21 protein-coding genes and 1 pseudogene are annotated in these 20,699 nt (G+C 57.1%); 11 read left to right on the forward strand and 11 right to left on the reverse strand.

Annotation, left to right across the window (positions count from 1 at the left end):
* Positions 1-13 precede the first annotated feature (13 nt).
* From pnp to EIEH_RS14220, 6 genes and pseudogenes are all read left to right on the forward strand, one after another.
* Positions 14-2,137 carry a polyribonucleotide nucleotidyltransferase gene (gene pnp, locus EIEH_RS14200; protein ID WP_015869908.1) on the forward strand — a complete coding sequence of 708 codons (2,124 nt, stop codon included), beginning with the start codon at positions 14-16 and terminating at the stop codon, positions 2,135-2,137.
* A 119-nt stretch (positions 2,138-2,256) separates the two neighbouring features.
* Positions 2,257-3,141, forward strand: a complete 885-nt coding sequence (nlpI, locus tag EIEH_RS14205; RefSeq protein ID WP_015869909.1) for a lipoprotein NlpI — start codon at positions 2,257-2,259, stop codon at positions 3,139-3,141.
* Positions 3,142-3,244: 103 nt separating this feature from the next.
* Positions 3,245-3,322: a protein YrbN gene (gene yrbN, locus EIEH_RS20145; RefSeq protein WP_107775295.1), complete on the forward strand. Its 78-nt coding sequence runs from the start codon at positions 3,245-3,247 to the stop codon at positions 3,320-3,322.
* Positions 3,315-5,219 (forward strand): DEAD/DEAH family ATP-dependent RNA helicase, encoded by a 1,905-nt coding sequence (locus EIEH_RS14210; RefSeq protein WP_015869910.1) that lies wholly within the window; start codon positions 3,315-3,317, stop codon positions 5,217-5,219. The genes yrbN and EIEH_RS14210 overlap by 8 nt, the downstream gene beginning before the upstream one ends.
* A 577-nt stretch (positions 5,220-5,796) precedes the next feature.
* The gene (locus EIEH_RS14215) at positions 5,797-7,128 is read left to right on the forward strand and encodes an SLC5/6 family protein (protein WP_015869912.1); all 1,332 of its coding nucleotides are present in this window, start codon (positions 5,797-5,799) and stop codon (positions 7,126-7,128) included.
* A 356-nt stretch (positions 7,129-7,484) separates the two neighbouring features.
* A pseudogene (locus EIEH_RS14220) lies at positions 7,485-7,825 on the forward strand (L-serine ammonia-lyase, iron-sulfur-dependent, subunit alpha); the annotation flags it as partial.
* Between the two features lie 207 nt (positions 7,826-8,032).
* On the opposite strand, the gene EIEH_RS14225 reads toward EIEH_RS14220, so the two are convergent.
* Both EIEH_RS14225 and ubiU read right to left on the reverse strand, forming a co-directional pair.
* Positions 8,033-8,911, reverse strand: coding sequence for a U32 family peptidase (locus tag EIEH_RS14225; RefSeq protein ID WP_015869914.1), 879 nt, complete (start codon positions 8,909-8,911; stop codon positions 8,033-8,035).
* 11 nt (positions 8,912-8,922) lie between these two features.
* Entirely contained in the window at positions 8,923-9,918 is a 996-nt protein-coding gene (gene ubiU / locus EIEH_RS14230; RefSeq protein WP_015869915.1) for a ubiquinone anaerobic biosynthesis protein UbiU, read from the reverse strand.
* Positions 9,919-10,223: 305 nt separating this feature from the next.
* Here ubiU and ubiT point away from each other — a divergent pair, with 305 nt between their 5' ends.
* The 3 genes from ubiT (at position 10,224) to putP (ending at position 13,054) form a co-directional block, all read left to right on the forward strand.
* Positions 10,224-10,745 carry a ubiquinone anaerobic biosynthesis accessory factor UbiT gene (ubiT, locus tag EIEH_RS14235; protein WP_015869916.1) on the forward strand — a complete coding sequence of 174 codons (522 nt, stop codon included), beginning with the start codon at positions 10,224-10,226 and terminating at the stop codon, positions 10,743-10,745.
* Positions 10,739-11,242 carry a GNAT family N-acetyltransferase gene (locus EIEH_RS14240; RefSeq protein WP_015869917.1) on the forward strand — a complete coding sequence of 168 codons (504 nt, stop codon included), beginning with the start codon at positions 10,739-10,741 and terminating at the stop codon, positions 11,240-11,242. Before ubiT ends, EIEH_RS14240 begins: the two co-directional genes overlap by 7 nt.
* Positions 11,243-11,569: 327 nt before the next feature.
* Positions 11,570-13,054 (forward strand): sodium/proline symporter PutP, encoded by a 1,485-nt coding sequence (gene putP, locus EIEH_RS14245; RefSeq protein WP_015869919.1) that lies wholly within the window; start codon positions 11,570-11,572, stop codon positions 13,052-13,054.
* On the opposite strand, the gene EIEH_RS17970 is transcribed toward putP, so the two are convergent.
* A complete protein-coding gene (locus EIEH_RS17970; protein WP_071525737.1) occupies positions 12,975-13,355 on the reverse strand; it encodes a GIY-YIG nuclease family protein in 381 nt (126 codons plus the stop codon). The genes putP and EIEH_RS17970 overlap by 80 nt on opposite strands.
* Before the next feature lie 85 nt (positions 13,356-13,440).
* Between EIEH_RS17970 and EIEH_RS14250 the strand changes: the two genes are divergently transcribed.
* The gene (locus EIEH_RS14250; protein ID WP_015869920.1) at positions 13,441-13,896 is read left to right on the forward strand and encodes a YhbP family protein; all 456 of its coding nucleotides are present in this window, start codon (positions 13,441-13,443) and stop codon (positions 13,894-13,896) included.
* A gap of 95 nt (positions 13,897-13,991) precedes the next feature.
* A complete protein-coding gene (locus tag EIEH_RS14255; protein ID WP_015869921.1) occupies positions 13,992-14,642 on the forward strand; it encodes a Rossmann-fold NAD(P)-binding domain-containing protein in 651 nt (216 codons plus the stop codon).
* A gap of 12 nt (positions 14,643-14,654) precedes the next feature.
* Here EIEH_RS14255 and nrdG read toward each other — a convergent pair whose 3' ends face one another.
* From nrdG to EIEH_RS14295, 8 genes are all read right to left on the reverse strand, one after another.
* A complete protein-coding gene (gene nrdG, locus EIEH_RS14260; protein ID WP_015869922.1) occupies positions 14,655-15,119 on the reverse strand; it encodes an anaerobic ribonucleoside-triphosphate reductase-activating protein in 465 nt (154 codons plus the stop codon).
* 83 nt (positions 15,120-15,202) lie between these two features.
* On the reverse strand, positions 15,203-17,341 hold the full coding sequence (nrdD, locus tag EIEH_RS14265) for an anaerobic ribonucleoside-triphosphate reductase (RefSeq protein WP_015869923.1): 2,139 nt from the start codon (positions 17,339-17,341) through the stop codon (positions 15,203-15,205).
* Between the two features lie 414 nt (positions 17,342-17,755).
* The gene (locus tag EIEH_RS14270) at positions 17,756-18,043 is read right to left on the reverse strand and encodes a YqjK family protein (RefSeq protein ID WP_015869925.1); all 288 of its coding nucleotides are present in this window, start codon (positions 18,041-18,043) and stop codon (positions 17,756-17,758) included.
* Positions 18,040-18,444 carry a phage holin family protein gene (locus tag EIEH_RS14275; protein WP_015869926.1) on the reverse strand — a complete coding sequence of 135 codons (405 nt, stop codon included), beginning with the start codon at positions 18,442-18,444 and terminating at the stop codon, positions 18,040-18,042. The genes EIEH_RS14270 and EIEH_RS14275 overlap by 4 nt, the downstream gene beginning before the upstream one ends.
* Positions 18,444-18,749 carry an ElaB/YgaM/YqjD family protein gene (locus EIEH_RS14280; protein ID WP_015869927.1) on the reverse strand — a complete coding sequence of 102 codons (306 nt, stop codon included), beginning with the start codon at positions 18,747-18,749 and terminating at the stop codon, positions 18,444-18,446. Before EIEH_RS14280 ends, EIEH_RS14275 begins: the two co-directional genes overlap by 1 nt.
* 272 nt (positions 18,750-19,021) lie before the next feature.
* Positions 19,022-19,438 carry an EnvZ/OmpR regulon moderator MzrA gene (gene mzrA, locus EIEH_RS14285; protein WP_015869928.1) on the reverse strand — a complete coding sequence of 139 codons (417 nt, stop codon included), beginning with the start codon at positions 19,436-19,438 and terminating at the stop codon, positions 19,022-19,024.
* A gap of 1 nt (position 19,439) precedes the next feature.
* Complete coding sequence (locus tag EIEH_RS14290; protein ID WP_015869929.1) at positions 19,440-20,120, reverse strand: DedA family protein; 681 nt, start codon at positions 20,118-20,120, stop codon at positions 19,440-19,442.
* A 100-nt stretch (positions 20,121-20,220) separates the two neighbouring features.
* On the reverse strand, positions 20,221-20,685 hold the full coding sequence (locus EIEH_RS14295; protein ID WP_035610023.1) for a hypothetical protein: 465 nt from the start codon (positions 20,683-20,685) through the stop codon (positions 20,221-20,223).
* Positions 20,686-20,699: the final 14 nt, after the last annotated feature.

A 20,699-nucleotide genomic window follows, 5' to 3' on the forward strand; every position in this document is an offset into this window, starting at 1 on the left:
AAGGAATATGACTTTGTTAACGCCAACCGTTCGCAAATTCCAATACGGCCAGCATACCGTTACGCTGGAAACCGGCATGATGGCACGCCAGGCCACCGCAGCCGTAATGGTGACCATGGATGACACCGCGGTATTTGTTACCGTGGTGGGGGCGAAAAAAGCCCGTGAAGGTCAGGACTTCTTCCCGCTGACCGTTAACTACCAGGAGCGTGCCTACGCGGCCGGTCGTTTCCCCGGCGGCTTCTTCCGCCGTGAAGGCCGTCCGGGTGAAGGTGAGACCCTGACCGCGCGTCTGATCGACCGTCCGATCCGCCCGCTGTTCCCGGAAGGCTTCCTCAATGAGGTGCAGGTCGTTGCGACCGTGGTTTCCGTGAATCCGCAGGTCAGCCCGGATATCGTGGCGATGATCGGTGCATCCGCGGCGCTGAGCCTGTCTGGGATCCCGTTCAACGGCCCGATCGGTGCCGCTCGCGTGGGTTACATCAACGATCAGTACGTGCTGAACCCGACTCAGGATGAGCTCAAGCAGAGCCGTCTGGATCTAGTGGTGGCCGGTACCGACAACGCCGTGCTGATGGTGGAATCTGAAGCCGATCTGCTCAGCGAAGATCAGATGCTGGGCGCGGTGGTCTTTGGCCACGAGCAGCAGCAGATCGTCATCGAAAATATCAAAGCGCTGGCTGCCGAAGTCGGTAAACCGCGCTGGGAATGGCATGCGCCGGAAGTGAACGTTGCGCTGCAGCGCCGCGTGGCCGAGATGGCCGAGGCCCGCTTGGGTGAAGCCTATCACATCACTGAAAAGCAGGCCCGCTACGCGAAAGTTGACGAGATCAAAGAGTCCGTCATCGCCGATCTGCTGGCGGAAGACGATGCGCTGGATGCCGGTGAGATCAGCGACATCCTGGGTGCGCTGGAGAAAGCTGTGGTGCGTGGTCGCGTTCTGCGCGGTGAGCCGCGTATCGATGGCCGTGAGAAGGACATGATCCGTGCGCTGGACGTGCGTACCGGCGTACTGCCGCGTACCCATGGCTCTGCGCTGTTTACCCGCGGTGAAACGCAGGCGCTGGTAACGGCGACCCTGGGCACCGAACGCGATGCGCAGAACATCGATGAGCTGATGGGCGAGCGCACCGACCGTTTCCTGCTACACTATAACTTCCCGCCGTACTCCGTCGGTGAAACCGGGATGATGGGCTCACCGAAGCGCCGTGAAATCGGTCATGGCCGTCTGGCCAAGCGTGGTGTGCTGGCGGTAATGCCGTCTCAGGATGCGTTCCCGTACACAGTGCGTGTGGTTTCTGAAATCACCGAATCCAACGGCTCCTCCTCTATGGCTTCTGTCTGCGGTGCCTCTCTGGCATTGATGGACGCCGGTGTACCGATCAAAGCCGCTGTGGCGGGTATCGCCATGGGGCTGGTGAAAGAGCAGGATAACTTTGTCGTTCTGTCAGACATCCTGGGTGACGAAGATCACCTGGGTGACATGGACTTTAAAGTGGCCGGTAGCCGTGACGGCGTGACCGCGCTGCAGATGGATATCAAGATCGAAGGTATCACCCGTGAGATCATGCAGGTTGCCCTGAACCAGGCCAAGGGTGCGCGTCTGCATATCCTTGGTGTGATGGAGCAGGCGATCAATGCGCCGCGCGGTGATATCTCCGAATTCGCCCCGCGTATCCATACCATTAAGATCAACCCTGAGAAAATCAAGGACGTGATCGGTAAGGGTGGTTCTGTGATCCGCGCGCTGACGGAAGAGACCGGCACCACCATCGAAATCGAAGATGACGGTACCGTCAAGATCGCAGCGACCGACGGTGATAAGGCTAAACACGCCATTCGCCGCATCGAAGAGATCACCGCCGAGATCGAAGTTGGCCGTATCTATCAGGGTAAAGTGACCCGTATCGTTGACTTTGGTGCCTTTGTGGCCATCGGCGGCGGTAAAGAGGGTCTGGTTCATATTTCTCAGATCGCCGACAAGCGCGTTGAAAAAGTGACCGACTACCTGCAGATGGGTCAGGAAGTGGCGGTTAAGGTGCTGGAAGTCGACCGCCAGGGTCGCGTACGTCTGAGCATCAAGGAAGCCAACGCCAGCGCAGCTGCGGGTCAGGACGCACCGACTGACGCAGAGTAATCTCGTTGGTATTACGGCTTCCCATTTTCGGGAAGCCGTTTGTTACGCTATCGCAGGATGTGGTGGCACGTTGATGGATGATAGGAAGTTTATCCGTGTTGGTCTTCGGGAGTTGGGAAATGAAGCCTATCTTGCGCTGGTGTTATGTTGCGACAGCAATTCTGTTGGCAGGATGCAGCAACGCTGATTGGCGCCAAAACGAAGTACTGGCCATTCCTTTGCAGCCTTCGCTGCAGCAGGAGGTAATGCTGGCGCGCATGGAGCAGATCCTTGCCAGCCGGGCATTAACGGATGATGAACGCGCACAGCTTCTCTATGAGCGCGGAGTACTGTATGATAGTCTCGGGCTGAGGGCGTTAGCGCGTAACGATTTTTCGCAGGCGCTGGCCATTCGTCCTGATATGCCAGAAGTTTTTAACTATCTGGGTATTTATTTAACGCAGGCAGGCAACTTTGATGCCGCCTATGAAGCGTTTGATTCTGTACTAGAGCTTGATCCAACTTATAGCTATGCGCGTTTAAATCGCGGTATTGCCCTCTACTATGGTGGGCGGTATTCGTTAGCGCAAGATGATCTGCAGGCGTTTTATCAAGACGATCCCAACGATCCGTTCCGGTCGTTATGGCTTTACCTGGCTGAGCGTGAGCTTAACCAGGATCAGGCGCTTACGGCGCTGAGCCAGCGCTACAATAAGGCGAACCGGAGTCAATGGGGATGGAATATTGTCGAATTCTACCTGGGCAAAATCAGCGAGAAAACGCTGATGGAACGCCTACAGGCAGATGCAACGGATAACACTTCGCTCGCTGAGCATCTCAGTGAAACTGACTTCTATTTAGGTAAACATTACCTGAGTCTGGGGGAGAAGAGCAGTGCTTCTGCGCTGTTCAAACTGACGGTGGCCAACAACGTTCATAACTTTGTTGAGAACCGTTACGCACTGTTGGAATTGGCCCGCTTGGGTCAAGAGCAAGACGACATACCAGAATCGGACCAGCAATAAGCTGACGGGCATTTATATCCTTAAATCATTGATTTAATCGTCCCTACGGGCGAGGTTTTTTTGTTCGTTATTTCATCTAATTTGAGCCGGTTCACACTTTTCAATGAAAAATGTTGTTCGTTTTCTAGACGAGTTATGCAGACTGGCCGCCATTGCACATGAGGCACGTTTACATGGCTGAGTTCGAAACTACTTTTGCTGACCTGGGGTTAGCTGCACCTATTATTGAAGCTCTGAATGATTTGGGCTATGAGAAGCCGTCACCGATTCAGGCGGCCTGTATTCCCCACCTGCTGAACGGGCGCGATGTGCTGGGTATGGCGCAGACCGGCAGCGGTAAAACGGCGGCGTTCTCTCTGCCGCTGCTGAACAATATCGATCCGTCCCTGAAAGCACCGCAGGTTCTGGTGCTGGCGCCGACCCGTGAGCTGGCGGTACAGGTTGCTGAAGCCATGGCGGACTTCTCCAAGCACATGCACGGCGTCAATGTGGTCGCCCTGTACGGTGGCCAGCGTTATGACGTTCAGCTGCGCGCCCTGCGCCAGGGGCCACAGATCGTGGTCGGTACACCGGGCCGTCTGCTGGATCACCTGAAGCGTGGTACGCTGAGTCTGACCAGCCTGCGTGGCCTGGTGCTGGACGAAGCGGACGAAATGTTGCGTATGGGCTTTATTGAAGACGTTGAGACCATCATGGCGCAGATCCCGGCGGAGCATCAGACCGCTCTGTTTTCTGCCACCATGCCGGAGGCTATCCGTCGTATAACCCGTCGCTTTATGAATGAGCCGCAGGAAGTGCGCATTCAGTCCAGCGTGACGACCCGTCCGGACATCAGCCAGAGCTACTGGACGGTGTATGGGATGCGTAAAAACGAAGCGCTAGTGCGTTTCCTGGAAGCGGAAGACTTTGATGCGGCGATCATCTTCGTGCGCACCAAGAACGCCACCCTGGAAGTGGCCGAAGCGCTGGAGCGTAATGGCTACAGCAGCGCGGCGCTGAACGGCGACATGAACCAGGCGCTGCGTGAGCAGACCCTGGAGCGTCTGAAAGACGGTCGTCTGGACATCCTGATCGCGACCGATGTGGCCGCCCGTGGCCTGGACGTCGATCGCATCAGTCTGGTCGTCAACTACGATATCCCGATGGATGCCGAGTCTTACGTGCACCGCATCGGCCGTACCGGTCGTGCCGGTCGTGCCGGGCGTGCGCTGCTGTTTGTTGATAACCGTGAACGTCGTCTGCTGCGCAACATTGAGCGCACCATGAAACTGACTATCCCGGAAGTCGAACTGCCGAATGCCGAGCTGCTCAGCGCGCGTCGCTTGGCTAAGTTCGGCGCTCGCGTCCAGCAGCAGCTGGAGAGCAGCGATCTGGATCAGTACCGTGCGCTGCTGGCTAAGCTGCAGCCGGAAGATGAACAGGATATGGAAACGCTGGCTGCTGCGCTGCTGAAGATGGCGCAGGGTGAACGTCCGCTGATCCTGCCGCCAGATCCGATCGTTGAACGTCGTCCGCGTCGTGAATTCCGCGAGCGCGATGAGCGCGGTGGCGATCGTTTCGCCCGTCGCGAACGCGATGAGCGTGGCGGCGATCGTCCGCGCCGTGAGCGCCGCGAAGTCGGTGATATGGAGCTGTATCGCATCGAAGTGGGTCGTGACGATGGTGTCGAGGTTCGTCATATCGTGGGGGCTATCGCCAACGAAGGGGATATCAGCAGCCGCTATATCGGCAACATTCGTCTGTTCGGTTCGCACTCCACCATCGAGCTGCCGAAGGGTATGCCGGGCGATCTGCTGACGCACTTTACCCGTACCCGTATCCTGAACAAGCCGATGAACATGCAGCTGATTGGGGATGCACCGGCGCGTGAGCCGCGTCGCGAGCGCAATGGAGAACGCGGTGGTGAGCGTCGCAGCTTTGGCGGCCGAGACGGTGGTCGTGATGGCGATCGCCGCAGCTTTGGCGGTCAGCGTCGTTTCTCTGACGACCGCCGCGGCGATCGCGGGTTCAACCGCGATAGTCGCAGCGCTCGCTCTGATGATAACGGCAACAGCCGTCGTCGTTTTAATGATGCGTAATCAGCAACGGTAAGCGCGTAAAAGGCCAGCCTTCGGGCTGGCCTTTTTTATGGTCCCGGCTTATGTGAGTGACTAATGCTTTATTTTTAAACTTATTCAAATAATAAAAAAAAGAATACTCAACTAAAATATGCGCTGCATCTATAAAACCTGAGATAACAGACACTATTTTTTCTCCTGACGCATTTTTCTTGTTAGCCAGCCTATCGTGTTTTCGATATAAAAAATCTCATATATCAATACATTATTAATATACTTCTTATTTGTATAAAAAATAATTTTACCTTTTCCTCTTCCTGTAGGTAAATATATTAAAATATTACCTTTTCTAGAGAAATTTTTATGTCATCCCAGTGACAGAGCGATGAGTTGAAAAAATTTCTCCCGTGACAGCACTATGATCACATCACAATAATAATTCCTGTCCCCGATGATGTTATTGCGACATCGCCCTGCTGTGCGGCATCCGACTCTGTAAATCATAACGATGATAATTCCCTACAGGCGGCTCCGGCACGGTAGAGACAGACTCCTATTGGTTACGAATCCTGCCGTTGAATGGCAAGCGAGAGAGACGATGGAAACGACACAAATGAGCAGTGTGATACTAGCGGGTCACCCCGCTGTCACCCGGGATGGTATGAGCGACAGCGAGTGGTGGGCGGCCACCCGTTTTGACAGTACCGATGTGGGCTGGGTGATGATGAGCATCGGGATGGCGATTGGCGCCGGTATTGTCTTTTTGCCGGTTCAGGTTGGGCTGATGGGACTGTGGGTTTTCCTGTTGTCGTCCGTTGTGGGCTATCCGGCGATGTATTTGTTTCAGCGCCTGTTTATCAACACCCTGGCCGAGTCGCCGGAGTGCCGTGATTATCCCAGCGTGATCAGCGGTTACCTGGGGAAAAACTGGGGTATTTTGTTGGGGGGACTCTACTTCGTGATGCTGGTGATTTGGATGTTCGTCTACTCCACCGCCATTACCAATGACAGCGCCTCCTACCTGCATACTTTCGGTGTGACGGAAGGGCTGCTCTCGGAAAACCCCTTTTACGGGTTGGCGCTGATCTGTGTCTTGGTGGCTATCTCATCTCGCGGAGAGCAGCTGTTGTTTAAGCTTTCCAGCTTTATGGTGCTGACCAAACTTCTGGTAGTGGCTGCGCTGGGGATTGCTATGGTCGGAATGTGGCATCTGTATAACGTGGGTGCGCTGCCGCCGCTGGGGCTGCTGGTGAAAAATGCGGTGATCACGCTGCCGTTTACCTTGACCTCGATCCTATTCATTCAGACGCTCAGTCCGATGGTTATCTCATACCGGGCGCACTGCAAATCGCGCGAAGTTGCCCGCTACAAGGCGTTGCGCGCCATGAACATCGCCTTCGGCGTTCTGTTCGTGACGGTCTTCTTCTACGCGGTCTCCTTCACGCTGGCGATGGGGCACGACGAGGCGGTTAAGGCCTATCAGCAGAATATCTCCGCGCTGGCTATCGCCGCGCAGTTCATCGATGGTGGAATCGATAACTGGGTTACCGTGGTGAGCGTCATCCTGAATATCTTTGCGGTGATGACGGCATTCTTCGGGGTGTATCTGGGCTTTCGCGAAGCCACTCAGGGAATCGTGATGAATCTGCTGCGGCGCATGGTTCCACCGGAGCGGATTAAGGAGCGTTGGGTTCAGGGCAGCATCATGGCGCTTGCCGTTCTGCTCGCCTGGGGAGCTATTATTCTCAATGCGCCGGTGCTGAGCTTCACCTCTATCTGCAGCCCGATCTTTGGCATGGTGGGATGCCTGATCCCCGCGTATCTGGTGTACCGGGTTCCGGCGCTGCATAAGTATAAAGGTGTGTCCCTATTGGTGATTATCATCACCGGGCTGCTGCTGTGTATCTCGCCGCTGCTGGCCTTTTTCTAAGTGGGAATGCGTATAACTATCGGTAATAAAATAATTAAATCATTGGTACGATATAAATCGCCGGTGATACCGGCGCGCTGTGGACGGAGTTTATTCGCGCCGTGCGTTAAGAGGCCAAGTCGGCCGTCAGTTGTACCGAGCCGGTTTCTCTGGCGCTGGCCGCCGCTATTGCGGCACGTCAGCTGGCGGCACCATACCCGCGTGGAGCATATTATGCATAACGGTCGCGAGATCTTTCGCGCTGATTATGCAGCGAACGTGGCAACGAGGGCGGATACGGCCTGGCTCAGGCCTCGCAGGAGCTGCTGGCGCGAGCGCATCTGACGGCGTCTACACCGCAGTAAGTTGCCGACGCTGCTACCACAACGGCGGTAATGGGCGCGGCGGTCGGTATTGCATGGCTTATCGACGGTCGCTATGAGGTGGTAGCTATGTCAATCGGCAGTATGAGCGGTGATGTAAGCGGAATGATTTGCGATGGGGCTTCCAATAGCTGCACGATGAAGGTTTCCATCAGCCTCAGCGCTGCGTTCAAGGTAGTGCTGATGGCACAGGACAACAGCGCGATGAGTGGTAATGAGAGGATCGTGGCGCACGACGTGGATCACTCAATCGCTACCTGTGCTTGCTGGCCAGTGGCGTAATGCACCAGACGGATACCCAGATTATTGAGATCATGGCGTGCAAGGCCTCTTGAGCCACGGTGGGGAGATTAAGAGCTCATCCCAGCAGGAATATATTGTTGCAGCCCGTTTGGACACGGACAGCGCGCAATAACCGGAGCGTACACGCAGTACGTGAGGATGGTGAGCACGGCCCCGGACCGAAATGGAAAATCAAATAGCCTAATGGGATAGGTTCTAAGTCAAACGGGCGCTCAGTGCGCCCGTTTTGTCAGGCTGGCTTAGCTTGACAGGGTCAGCCCGGCCAGCTGGTGCCAGTAGCCGTTGCATTCGGCCTGACGCTCCAGCGCCAGCGGCGCTTCTCCCTGCTGGTTCGCCCGGAAGCGGCTCAGCATTTCCAGCGTATCTTCCCCCTGCGGTGATAGGCGTACGATATCGACCGATCCCTGCATCTCCCGCAGCTGGTTGCCCAGATTGTAGCAATAGCCGCTCAGGGTCTGGATCCCGTTGAGGACAAAAACCTGCTGCTGCTCCTGCGACAGGACCTGACGCCCCTGAGGGTAGCGGATACAGCAGATGTCGCATTCATCCTTGGGCAGGTTTTCCGCGCGGGCGGTAAAGCAGCGGGCGGAGTAGGCCAGCGGCAGATGGCCGTAGGCGAAGACTTCAGTTTCAAACTGCCCGAGGATCCCCAGCTCATCGCACTGCTGGCGAATGTTGCGCAGCCAGTCGCGCGATAGCTCTACCGGCATGCACCAGCGTACCATCCCTTGCCGCAGCAGCAGGCGCAGCGTGATGGCGTTATAGCAGTTGAGCGCCGGGCCGGCAACAAACGGCAGGCGCCGCTCGGCGGCCATGTTGACCGCCGCCAGATCGTTGGCTTCGATCAGAAACTCGCCGTTCTCGATATAGCGGCGTAGCTCGCTCAGCTCCGAGGGTGCCTGCAGCAGCGCCAGGGTTGACAGAACTACCTGTTTGCCGCTGTCAGCCAGCGTACGGGCCAGAGCCAGCCAGTCGCTGGACTTCATGGCCCGCCGTTTGCTGCAGACCGTTTCGCCCAGATAGATGATGTCGGCCTCGCTGACGGCGGCGGCCCGATAGAAGGCCTCCAGGCGGGCCTGTGGCCAGCAGTACAGTACTGCGCCGAGTGCGAATTGCATGGTCTGGCTCCTTACTGCCATCGGCGGTGATAGGCGCCGAGAGTGGTCTGCGCGCCTTCTGAAACGGCGCCGAGCGCCTCCATCCAGGCGGCGTCGGGGGTAAAGTGTTCAGGATCGTGACGGCAGCGATCGATAGCCTGTCGCCACACCCGCGTTACCTGGCTGACATAGGCCGGGCTGCGCTGGCGACCCTCGATTTTAACCGAGGCGATATTGGCCTCCATCAGCGCCGGCAGCAGCGTGAGCGTATTCAGGCTGGTCGGCTCCTCCAGCGTATGGTAACGCACGCCGTCGACCAGGTAGCGCCCCTTGCACAGTGTGGGATAGCCCGCATTTTCGTTATTGGCATAGCGATCGATCAGGACGTCGTTGAGGCGGGACTCCATACCCTGCGGGGTCTGCTGCCAGCGCACGAAGCGGGCAGGCGAACAGGCACCGGCGGTATTGGGGGACTCTCCGGTCAGGTAGGAGGAGAGGTAGCAGCGTCCCTCGGACATGATACACAGGCTACCGAAGGCGAAGACCTCCAACGGAACCGGGCTGCAGCGCGCCAGCTGTTTTACCTGATGCAGTGAAAGAACGCGCGGCAACACCACGCGTGCGACTGCAAAGTGACGCTGGTAAAAGCGGATCGCTTCCTCGTTAGTTACCGATGCCTGTACCGAAACGTGGCGTTCAATGTGGGGGTAACGTTCGGCGGCGTACTCCAGCATGGCCAAATCGGCAAGGATCAGCGCGTCCGCACCCAGCTGGGCGGCCATATCCACCGCCCGCTGCCAGCGGATGTAGCCATCGGGGTGGGCAAAGGTATTGATAGCGATATGCAGCTTACGGCCGCGTTGGTGCACATACTCCAGTGCTTCCTGCAGCTTTTTTTCATTAAAATTGAGGCCGGCGAAATGGCGGGCATTAGTATCGTCTTTCAGTCCAATATAGACAGCGTCGGCACCATTCTCTACGGCCGCTTTGAGGGCGGGTAGGTTGCCGGCGGGGCACAGCAGCTCCATAGGTGAATTCCTGTATTTGTTCACGGATAACGCCCGGGGTGGCGTGTAATGGGAGAATATCGACACCGCGGCCCGGGCGGTGTTCTGTCCGCAAGGGTACTATTCTAGATAAGGTTTTATGTAATTGTTTTGATTTCAGGCAGTTTCCGGCGTGTTGAATCACTGTTACCAGATAGCCTGTGCAATGGCGACGGTGGCGGCGTATTAATCCGTGACAATGACGGGCCTTTTTGTTGATATAAGACGCAGTCTGCGTGGGCGGTTGTGGCAAAATAGACGCAGTCTGATCAGAAGGAGTCACTGCGGTGTTGGAACAATTGCGAGCACGCATCGTGCGTCAGGGACCGGCATTCTTGAGTCTGCCGTTAAAAGTTACGCCGTTTGTCCTGCAGCGGCATGTGTTGGAACAGTTGCTGTCCTGGCAGTTTCGTCAGGCGTTGGCTGAGGGCGATCTGGCGTTTCTTGACGGGCGTTGGCTACAGGTTGACGTGTGCGATCTTGGTCTGCGCTGGTTTGTCACCGTGCAGCAGGGGATGCTGCGCGTTAGCCGTCATCAACAGGCGGATGTCAGCTTCAGCGCAGATGCTAACGATCTGATCCTGATCGCTGCCAGCAAAGAGGATCCCGATACGCTTTTCTTCCAGCGTCGCCTGCGTATTGAGGGAGATACCGAGCTGGGGCTGCAGGTTAAAAATCTGATGGATGCTATCGATCCTGAGCTGATGCCGGCGCCGCTGCGCCTGGCGCTGATGCAGCTGGCGGATTTTGTAGAGGCTGGTCTGCGGGAGGGCACGCCGATCGATGCGCGTGCGGTGACATCATGCTGATCCGGGCGGAGATCCCCGTTGATGCGCCGGGCATTGATCGGCTGCTGCGCCGCTGCTTTCCGGGCGCTGATGAGGCAGAACAGGTCTCTTGCCTGCGTGAGGGTGGGCTGCTGACCCTCGGGATCGTGGCTACGGATGACGAGGGGGGGGTGGTCGGCTACGTCGCCTTCAGCCCGGTGACAGTCGACGGTGAGGAGTGTCAGTGGGTTGGCCTGGCACCGCTGGCGGTGGATGAAGCCTACCGCCGTCAGGGGATCGCGGAGCAGCTGGTCTATGAGGGGCTGGATACCCTGAATGAATTCGGCTATGCCGGTGTGACGGTGCTGGGTGAGTCACACTACTATCAGCGCTTTGGCTTTGTTAACGCGGCGCAGCACGGTCTGCACTGCCGCTGGCCGGGATGCGATGCACTCTTTCAGGTGTACGCGCTGGCGCCGCAGGCGTTGGAGCAGGCCCGAGGGTGTATTGAGTACGCCGAGCCATTTAACCATTTCTAAGCCGGTGCGGTAGGCGGCGATCACGCCGCTTATCTTCTGAACGCTTGTCGTTCTTCCCCTCTGGGTCTATCATGCTTCCCCCCATTCGCCTGTCGGCGTGCGGGGGATAAGTCTGCCTGCTTCACGCATTTATCGCCATCTTCTGCGCCTTTCGCCGCGCCTGATCGCGTATTGGGCGTTTCACTGCCGTACTGCCGTACGCATCCGGGTCATAGCCCAGACAGCGGCGGTATCATCTGTGTTTCGCCCGCAGCTCCACGCCGTGGACAGCGCCTCCTTTAACAACAAAAAAAACGGTGCGTGACACCGTGATGACAGGGGTACAGGATGAGTGTTAATACACCGACACTAATCACGTTTCTAATCTATATCTTCGGCATGATCTTGATCGGTCTGCTGGCCTATCGCGCTACCAATAACTTCTCTGACTATATTTTGGGAGGGCGCCGTCTGGGCAGCGTGGTGACTGCGCTCTCCGCCGGGGCGTCGGACATGAGCGGCTGGCTATTGATGGGGTTACCGGGCGCGATCTTTGTTGCCGGACTGTCGGAGAGTTGGATTGCCATCGGGCTGGTGCTGGGGGCCTATCTCAACTGGCGCATCGTGGCCGGGCGCCTGCGGGTGCACACTGAGCTGAACAATAATGCGCTGACGCTGCCGGACTACTTTACCCAGCGTTTTGAGGACAAGCAGCACATTCTGCGTCTGATTTCGGCGTTGATTATTCTGGTATTTTTTACCGTGTACTGCGCTTCAGGTGTCGTCGCTGGGGCCCGTTTGTTTGAAAGTACCTTTGGCATGAGCTACGAAAGTGCGCTGTGGGCTGGTGCGGCGGCGACGATTGCCTATACGTTTATCGGCGGTTTCCTGGCCATCAGCTGGACGGATACCGTGCAGGCGACTCTGATGATTTTTGCCCTGATCCTGACGCCAGTGATGGTGGTGGTCAGCGTTGGTGGCTTTGACGATGCCATCAATGCCATTGCGCAACGCAGTCCGGCCTATCTGGATCTGTTCCGCGGACTGGACTGGGTGGCGATCGTCTCTTTGATGGGATGGGGGCTGGGCTATTGTGGGCAGCCGCATATCCTGGCGCGATTTATGGCGGCGGACTCCCACCATACGATCCGTAAGGCACGTCGAATTAGCATCGTGTGGATGATCTTCTGTCTGGGGGGGGCGGTAGCGGTTGGTTTCTTCGGTATCGCTTTCTTCTCTACGCATCCCCAGCTGGCGCTGGAGGTGCATGAAAACAAAGAGCGGGTCTTTATCTCCCTCGCCAAGCTGCTGTTTAATCCATGGATCGCCGGGGTACTGCTGTCGGCTATTCTGGCCGCAGTGATGAGTACTCTGAGCTGCCAGCTGCTGGTGAGCGCCAGCGCGGTGACCGAAGATCTGTATAAAGCGTTTTTGCGCAAGCACGCCAATCAGCGGGAGCTGGTGATCGTCAGCCGCACTATGGTGATGTTGATCGCACTGATCGCTATCGGACTGGCAGCTAATCCGCACAACTATGTGCTCGATCTGGTCAGCTATGCCTGGGCTGGCTTTGGCGCTGCCTTTGGCCCGGTGATTATTATTTCCCTGTTGTGGCCGGGAATGACACGTAACGGCGCGCTGGCCGGTATGCTGGTGGGGGCGGCCACCGTGGTCGTATGGAAGCAATATGCCTGGTTCCACCTGTATGAGATTATTCCCGGCTTTATACTGGCATCGTTGGCTATCGTGCTGGTCAGCCTGGTGGGCAGGGGGCCGTCGCCGCAGATGCGGGAACGTTTTGCGCAGGCGAATAAGATTTACCTGACGAAGTGAGATAACCGCCGTCGGCTAACCACGGCAACAGACAGAGAGGCTGGTCGGCGACCAGCCTCTCTTTTTGTTTCTTGCTCAGCTGCTTAACGCAATACTCCAGCCGCGCGGCCAGATCGCGCGCGAGCGCGCACTGGTATACCAGCGTCAGCGGTCCTTTACCACGTAGTGCCTTGGCTCCACGACCCGACTGATGCTGGCGGAGGCGGCGCGCGATGTCGGTGGTGATACCGGTATACAGCGCGCCACCGGCGGTACGCAATATGTACAGATACCAGTCATTATGCGCTACAGTATCCTGCATTGGGATATCCCGGTGGTGAACGGTGGGATCAGTGTACGCGACGGCGGCATCTGGGGCGAGCCCCGACACGGCGGTAGGAGAGAGAATGATCAACGACGATACGCTGGCGGCCATCCGGCGTTTCCTGACCCGCCAGCACGTTGTGACGCTGGCAGTTGGGCAGGGGGAGACGCTGTGGTGCGCTGACTGTTTTTATGCGCTGGATGCGCTGCCAATGACGCTGTACCTGCTGACCTCGCCGACGTCCCATCACGGGCGGCTGATGTCGGCCAATCCACGGGTCGCTGGTACGGTGGCACATCAGACGCGCAGCGTGGCGAAGATCCAGGGGATACAGTTTCACGGCCGGATTGCATGTCTTGATGGAGAGGACGCGGCGGTGGCGTATGCTGCCTACTATCGCCGTTTTCCGCTGGCGAGGGCCAGGCCATCGCCGGTCTGGGGGCTGCACCTGATGCGGGTGAAGATGACCGATAATACCTGTGGCTTTGGCCATAAACGTCATTGGGCCCGCGAGGGTGAGCCAGTGGGGGTATACTAGCTGTGTGAGGTGTCGGCGCGGAGTGGGCGACCGTTTTCGGCGTTGAGGGTGTATATCGTGGCGGAAACCGCCAAAAGAACAGTGAGGAGTCACCGATGTATGTATTGCTTCTTGGGGCGACCGGCCTTATCGGGCGTGCGCTACTGACGCTGTTGGCGTCGGATCCCCGCGTTACCCAAATCTATGCGCCGACGCGTACGGCGTTGCCGGCGTCGGACAAGCTGATTAACCCCGTCGGTGCAGACATTTGCCGGGCTATGCTGGACTGGGATACCCCCTGCGACGTGGCCTTTTGCTGCCTGGGAACCACCCGCAAAGCAGCCGGTAGCGACAGCAATTTTCGCTACGTGGACTACTCGCTGGTGGTTGAGTGCGGTGCGGTCGCGCTGCAGCATGGTTGCCGCCACTATGTGGTCGTCAGCGCGCTGGGGGCCAATGCCCAGTCGCCGTTTTTGTTCAGTCGCACCAAGGGGGAGATGGAACAGGCTTTAGAGCTGCAGGCCTGGCGACGACTCTCTCTGCTGCGTCCCTCCCTGCTTCAGGGAGAGCGGGCCAAGCCGCGCCTGCTGGAGCAGATTTCTGAACCGCTGTTTCGTCTGCTGCCTGAAAAATGGAAGGCGATCGAGGCAGACTGCGTGGCGCGTGCCATGCTGCGTTGTGCGCTGTATCCGGCGGAGTATCGCCTGCAGATCCTGGAGTCTGAGCAGGTGCAGCGTTTGGGAGAGACGGTGGCAGGCGCCCTCTGATCTCAGAGCGGCTCAGCGTAGGCAGTGGACGACTTGATTGCTGCTGCCTCGCCAGATCAGCATGGGATCTTTGAGATCCTGTACAAACTTGCCGTCCACCAAGACATTGATCAGATTCACCACGGCCTGCTGTTCCGCCGTAAGCTCTTCCAGGCGATAGCCCGTCCACAGCCAGATGTCTTTGCCGCGGCACTCGGCGCGTACCCGCTGTACCAAGCGTAGGATCGTCGCTACGTTATGCGGGTGCAGCGGGTCACCGCCCGAGAGGGAGAGCCCCTGATGGTTAATCCGGGTATCGTTGAGATCGGCAATGATGCGATCCTCCAGTGCCGCCGTGAACGGTACGCCGGAGTCCAGGCGCCAGGTGGCTTTGTTATAGCAGCCGGGGCATTGGTGGACGCAGCCCGCAACGAACAGCGTGCAGCGGGTGCCCGGGCCGTTGACGACATCGACCGGATAATACTGATGGTAATTCATGATGTTTGTCCTGCGGGGTGCGCCCCGCAAAAGCAACCGGGCAGCGGGCTGCCCGGGATGGGATGGCGATCGCCTAGGCGCGTTTAGCCTATCTGACCGTTGTTCAGGTGTTTGATACGACGCTTCACCTCTTCCTGCTTGCCGGCGTTGAACGGACGTGCGTCCGGGCTGCCCAGATAGCCACAGACACGGCGGATAACCGAGACCTTGGTGGAGTCATGGTTACCGCATTTCGGGCAGGTAAAGCCTTTGCTGGTACACTCAAACTCGCCGGTATAGCCGCACTCATAGCACTCATCGATCGGCGTGTTGGTTCCGTAGTAGGGGACCCGGCTATAGCTGTAGTCCCAGACATCCTCCAGCGCTTTCAGATTGTGCTGCAGGTTAGGATATTCGCCGTAGCAGATGAATCCACCGTTGGCCAGCGGGGGATAAGGCGCCTCAAAGTCCAGCTTGTCGTAGGGATTGACCTGCTTTTCCACATCCAGATGGAAACTGTTGGTGTAATACCCCTTGTCGGTAACCCCCTCAACGATGCCAAATTCAGCGGTATCCAGGCGGCAGAAGCGATCGCATAGGTTTTCACTCGGCGTGCTGTACAGGCTGAAGGCATAGCCGGTCTCCTGTTTCCAGGTATCGGTAGCCTGACGCAGGCGCTCGACGATGGCGATAGCCTTGGCGCGCAGCGCCGCATCGTCAAAAACGTGCGTCTGGGTGCCAAAAAGGGCATTGATGGTTTCATGAATCCCGATATAGCCCAGCGATATGGAGGCGCGGCCATTTTTAAAGATATCGGCGATGGCATCGTCCGCTTTCAGACGAACGCCGCAGGCCCCTTCCATATACAGAATCGGTGCAACGCGAGCCTTCACCCCTTCCAGACGCGCGATGCGGGTCATCAGTGCCTTGCGGGCCAGTATCAGACGGCGATCGAGCAGCTTCCAGAAGGCTGCCTCATCACCGTGTGCCTCCAGCGCAATGCGCGGCAGGTTAAGGCTGATGACCCCCAGGTTATTACGCCCGTCGTGGATCATCTCGCCGTTCTCTTCGTAGACGCCAAGGAAGCTGCGGCAGCCCATCGGGGTTTTGAAGGAGCCGGTGACTTTGACGACCTGATCGTAGTTGAGGATGTCCGGATACATGCGCTTGCTGGCACACTCGAGGGCCAGCTGCTTGATATCGTAGTTCGGATCGCCAAATTTGTGATTGAGTCCGTCGCGAATGGCAAATACCAGCTTGGGGAATACCGCGGTCTTACGGTTTTTACCCAGGCCTGCGATACGGTTCTTCAGAATCGACTGCTGGATCATCCGCGATTCCCAGCTGGTGCCCAGACCAAAGCCAAAGGTGACAAACGGGGTCTGCCCGTTGGCAGTATGCAGGGTATTTACCTCATACTCCAGCGACTGGAACGCATCGTAGCACTCTTTCTCAGTGCGCGCGTGGGCATAGCCCTCCACGTCAGGGATATCCCACTGCTCAGCGATTTGGCGGTGTTTGGTGAAGCTGGCGCTGACGAAGGGAGCAAGCACCTCATCGATGCGGTTGATGGTCGTCCCGCCATAGATATGGCTGGCAACCTGCGCGATGATCTGTGCGGTAACGGCGGTGGCGGTAGAGATAGATTTCGGCCGCTCGATTTCTGCGTTACCCATCTTAAAGCCGTTGGTCAGCATGCCTTTCAGATCGATCAGCATACAGTTGAACATGGGAAAGAACGGCGAGTAGTCGAGATCGTGATAGTGGATCTCTCCGCGCTCATGGGCCTGCACTACGTCACGCGGCAGCAAATGCTGCTTGGCATAGTGTTTGGCAACGATCCCTGCCAGCAGATCGCGCTGGGTTGGGATAACCTTACTATCCTTATTGGCATTCTCATTGAGCAGGGCCGAGTTGCTCTGTTCGATCAGTCCGCGAATATCCTGATTAAGACGGCCACGCTGCTCACGGGCAACGTCACGATCGTGACGATACTCGATATAGGCGCGCGCAAGCTGCTTATAGTTGCCCGCCATCAGTTGGTTTTCTACGGCGTGCTGGATGTCGTTGATATCCACACGCTCGCGATCGGCCATCTGCATAGCGACTACGCGGGCAACGGTTGCGCAGTAATCGGCATCATTCACGTCAGCTGCCTGCGCTGCACGCAGCACCGCTTCCTTGATTCGCTGTTCGTTGAAGGGTACCTGACAACCGTCCCGTTTAATCACTATAGGTTTCACCGTTTTCTCGCTCCTGTGATTGTGGTGTGCATCCATCTACCGGTTATCCACAGCACAAAGCCGCGTGAAATCAGGCTTTACACGCGTTGTGTGGATGCTTTGTGGATAACTACTATATATAGGTGTTTGTTTACGCTACAGACACTATATATGGGAATGGCGATTTGATAAAGTAAATTTTATTGACCTGAATCAATGATTTTTAGCATCGGTAGAATCGTTATACAGAGGGTGATCTGCGCTATTTTTTAAAAATGTAATAATGAATTTTTGTATAAAAAATGTGCTAATGGTCACGAGAGGTAGTCTATGACGTGTACGCTTCACCCCCGCGTCGGTGAAGGAAAGCGTGGTCGATAAGGCGGTATCAGCAGCGCGCAGTGGTGCTATATGCGGCGAGGACGCTGGCGGCGATCATGGATAAAACATGCGACGTGCCAAACGCAGGGTGCTCCATAGGCCAACGGCCTGTTTTATACCGCCCGGCAGGCGGGAGGGATGACGGGCAGCGTAGACCACAGCCAGACCAGCGGCCAGCGACAGAGAGCGACGTAGACGCCACAGCGTGGTCAGAGTGCGATCCACATTGATGCACAGCCGTTCGGCGCACAGCGACTCGGTATGCAGATCCAGGCGCTGCTGCGCAATTTTTTGCAAAAGTCGCGCTTTTTCAGCGGCCAGGGTCTGGCGTTGGTGGTTCATGGTTTCTCCCGGCGTTCCAGCAGCTGGCGATCGATCTCAAGCTGTTTGCGGGTGGCCAGTAAAAAGGTGGAGCGGCGCGCTTTTATCAGCGTCCAGATCGCGCCGACGCAGGCCAGCAACAGCAGCAGAGCGGTAGCTATCCCCAAGGCCATCAGGCGATAGGTTGGCTCGACGGCCAAAAAAAGCAGTACCAACAGGCACATCAAACCAAAGGCGGTGAACAAGAGCGTGATGCCGGCCATCAGCAGTAACTGAATGAGGTTGGCTCTTTCCTCTTCCAGTTCGACAACTGCCAGGCGTAAACGAGTTTCCGTCATTCCGAGCAGCAGGGTGACGATACGTCGGGCTGTGCCCAGGATCCCGGAGGCGGAACCCTGGGAGGGGGAGGTATCGCCTGGCATCAGCGGCGGGCCAGCAGCACGCCAAGCACTATGCCGACAGCGGCACCGATACCAACGCCGGTCCAGGGATTATCCCGGACATAGTCATCGGCTCGTCCGGCCATTTCTCGGGTCTGTGTCGCCACGCTTTCGCCGGCCTGGCTTAGACGCTCACGGCTGTTGTGCAGCGCATCATGGGCACGGGCGCGCAGTTTTTCCAGCTCGGCCTTAGGCTTATCGGTAGATGAGTTGAGTACATCTTCCAGCGCGTCAGCCAGGGATTTCAGCTCGGCACGCAGATGTTCAGCGGTGGAATCGTTAGTCATTCTTACGCTCCTTCACGTTACAGATTGGAACTTTCAACATAGCGGGCTTTTACAGAGAGTGCAAAGGATATAATTACATAACATTATGTAATAACTTAGCTTTATCGTAATATATTGCAGACGATCAGCGTCGCACCGTAGGGATTTTGCTAAGCAGAGATTGCCTCTCTGTCTTCTATCATAGTTGTTCTTGGGCACCCTATGGGCGGAAATAATCTCACTTTTAGCCCAACCGGGATGAACGGCGCGGGAAAGTCTCTTCCCGCTGGGGATTAGCGGTTGTGGCCAGCGCTGTAAGAAAGGGTGGCGGCAGCGGGGCGCTCGCTTTTATAAAACAGCGAGCGATGCAGGATTTTATCGGCAATGCTATAACCGGGCGGTAGTTCACGCTGCAGTACCTGCAGCGCCAGCGTCCTCTGTTCGGGATGCGCCAAGCGTATGACCAGCCCCTCCCTATCCTGTGTGATGCTGGTGATACTGACGCCGTTTTCGTCCAGCTTTTGATAGACAAAAAAGCCGTCGGGCGTGGCCAGGCCGTTATGGGTTGCCCGGATCTGTAGAGAGACCTCTTTATGACCCAGCTGCGGTAAGATCACCACCGTAAGGGCGGCGACGATGAACAGCAGCAGGCCTAATATGCGTTTCCAGCCCTGCCTGCGGGTAAATGGCTGTGAGTTTGCCTGGTTCACGTCATTTCCTCGGGCTTTTATCGGTGGCATGGGCGTGCTTTTTCCGCCATAGCACCAGCAGAGAACCACACAGGCCAAAGACCAGCAGTACCAGCGGCAGCAGCATCAGCAGGTTCATCAGTTGATCCTCATAGCGCAGGAATAGCGGTGTTTTGCCGAGCACATAGCCCAGGGTGCTCAGGATTAAAACCCACAGCAGGCCGCTTACCCAGTTGAAAAACTGGAAGCGAGGAGCGCTTAGCCCTGAGAGGCCGGCAATCAGCGGCAGGAGGGTGCGGACGAAGGCGAGAAAGCGCCCAATTAACAGGGCGGCCAGGCCATGGCGATGGAACAGCTGGTGGGCGCGCTGATGGTAGTGGGCGGGCAGATGTGAAAGCCATTTCTGGACTAAGTGAGTATTGCCCAGCCAGCGTCCCTGCAGGTAGCCTACCCAGCAGCCCAGGCTGGCGGCGGAGGTTAGCACCAGCAGTGTCAGCGGAAAATCCATGGTATCGCGGGCGATCAGCACCCCGACCAAAATAAGCAGACTGTCCCCGGGCAAGAAGGCTGCCGGCAGCAGGCCATTTTCCAGAAAGAGGATCATGAACAGAATGCCGTAAATCGTCCAGACCAGCGAAGGATTCGCCAGCGTCTCATAGTCCTGATGCCACAGGGCAGTGATTAATTCTCTAATTATATCCATCGCGAATTCCTAGCAGAAATCTCGGAGACCGTTTGCCGATCTGGCGCTGTGATAGCACCGGGCGATCCGCTAACGTATCACCAGATACAACACTGTCAGCTTAGGCGAGCGTTGGGTGATAGGTGACTTGCCCGCGGTAAAGAATATTACTCTCTTTCCAACCCCCCAGCCGGTTTTGGTGGGGCGGTAGCTGTAGGGTTCGCAGCAGAATACGCGATAGACGTGCATAGTGGCCATCGTTGCCCGGTGCCTGGGGGGGATAGGGCTGGCGGCTCTCCGGCGGCGGAACATCGGGTGGGACAAGGCCGTTGCGTGCCACCTCGCTGCCGCCGCAGATATGCAGTCGGATCAGCGCAGTGATCTTACGATTGTGCGGTATCCGGCTCAGGCAGTGGCCTCCCGCCGGATTGCGGTCGTCTTCGCTGAAGATTGCCGTATTGCAGGGAAGCTGGTTCAGCGGAAGCGTGGTGATGACCTGAGAATGCCATGCCCCTATTTTGCCGATGGCCGTGGCGGCCCAGCAAAACAGTAATAGCAGCAGAGAGGCAGAGGTTACACGCTTCAATATTTTGTCATTTC

It is taken from the genome of Edwardsiella ictaluri ATCC 33202, assembly GCF_000264785.1.
In the GTDB taxonomy this organism is placed as follows: Bacteria; Pseudomonadota; Gammaproteobacteria; order Enterobacterales; family Enterobacteriaceae; genus Edwardsiella; species Edwardsiella ictaluri.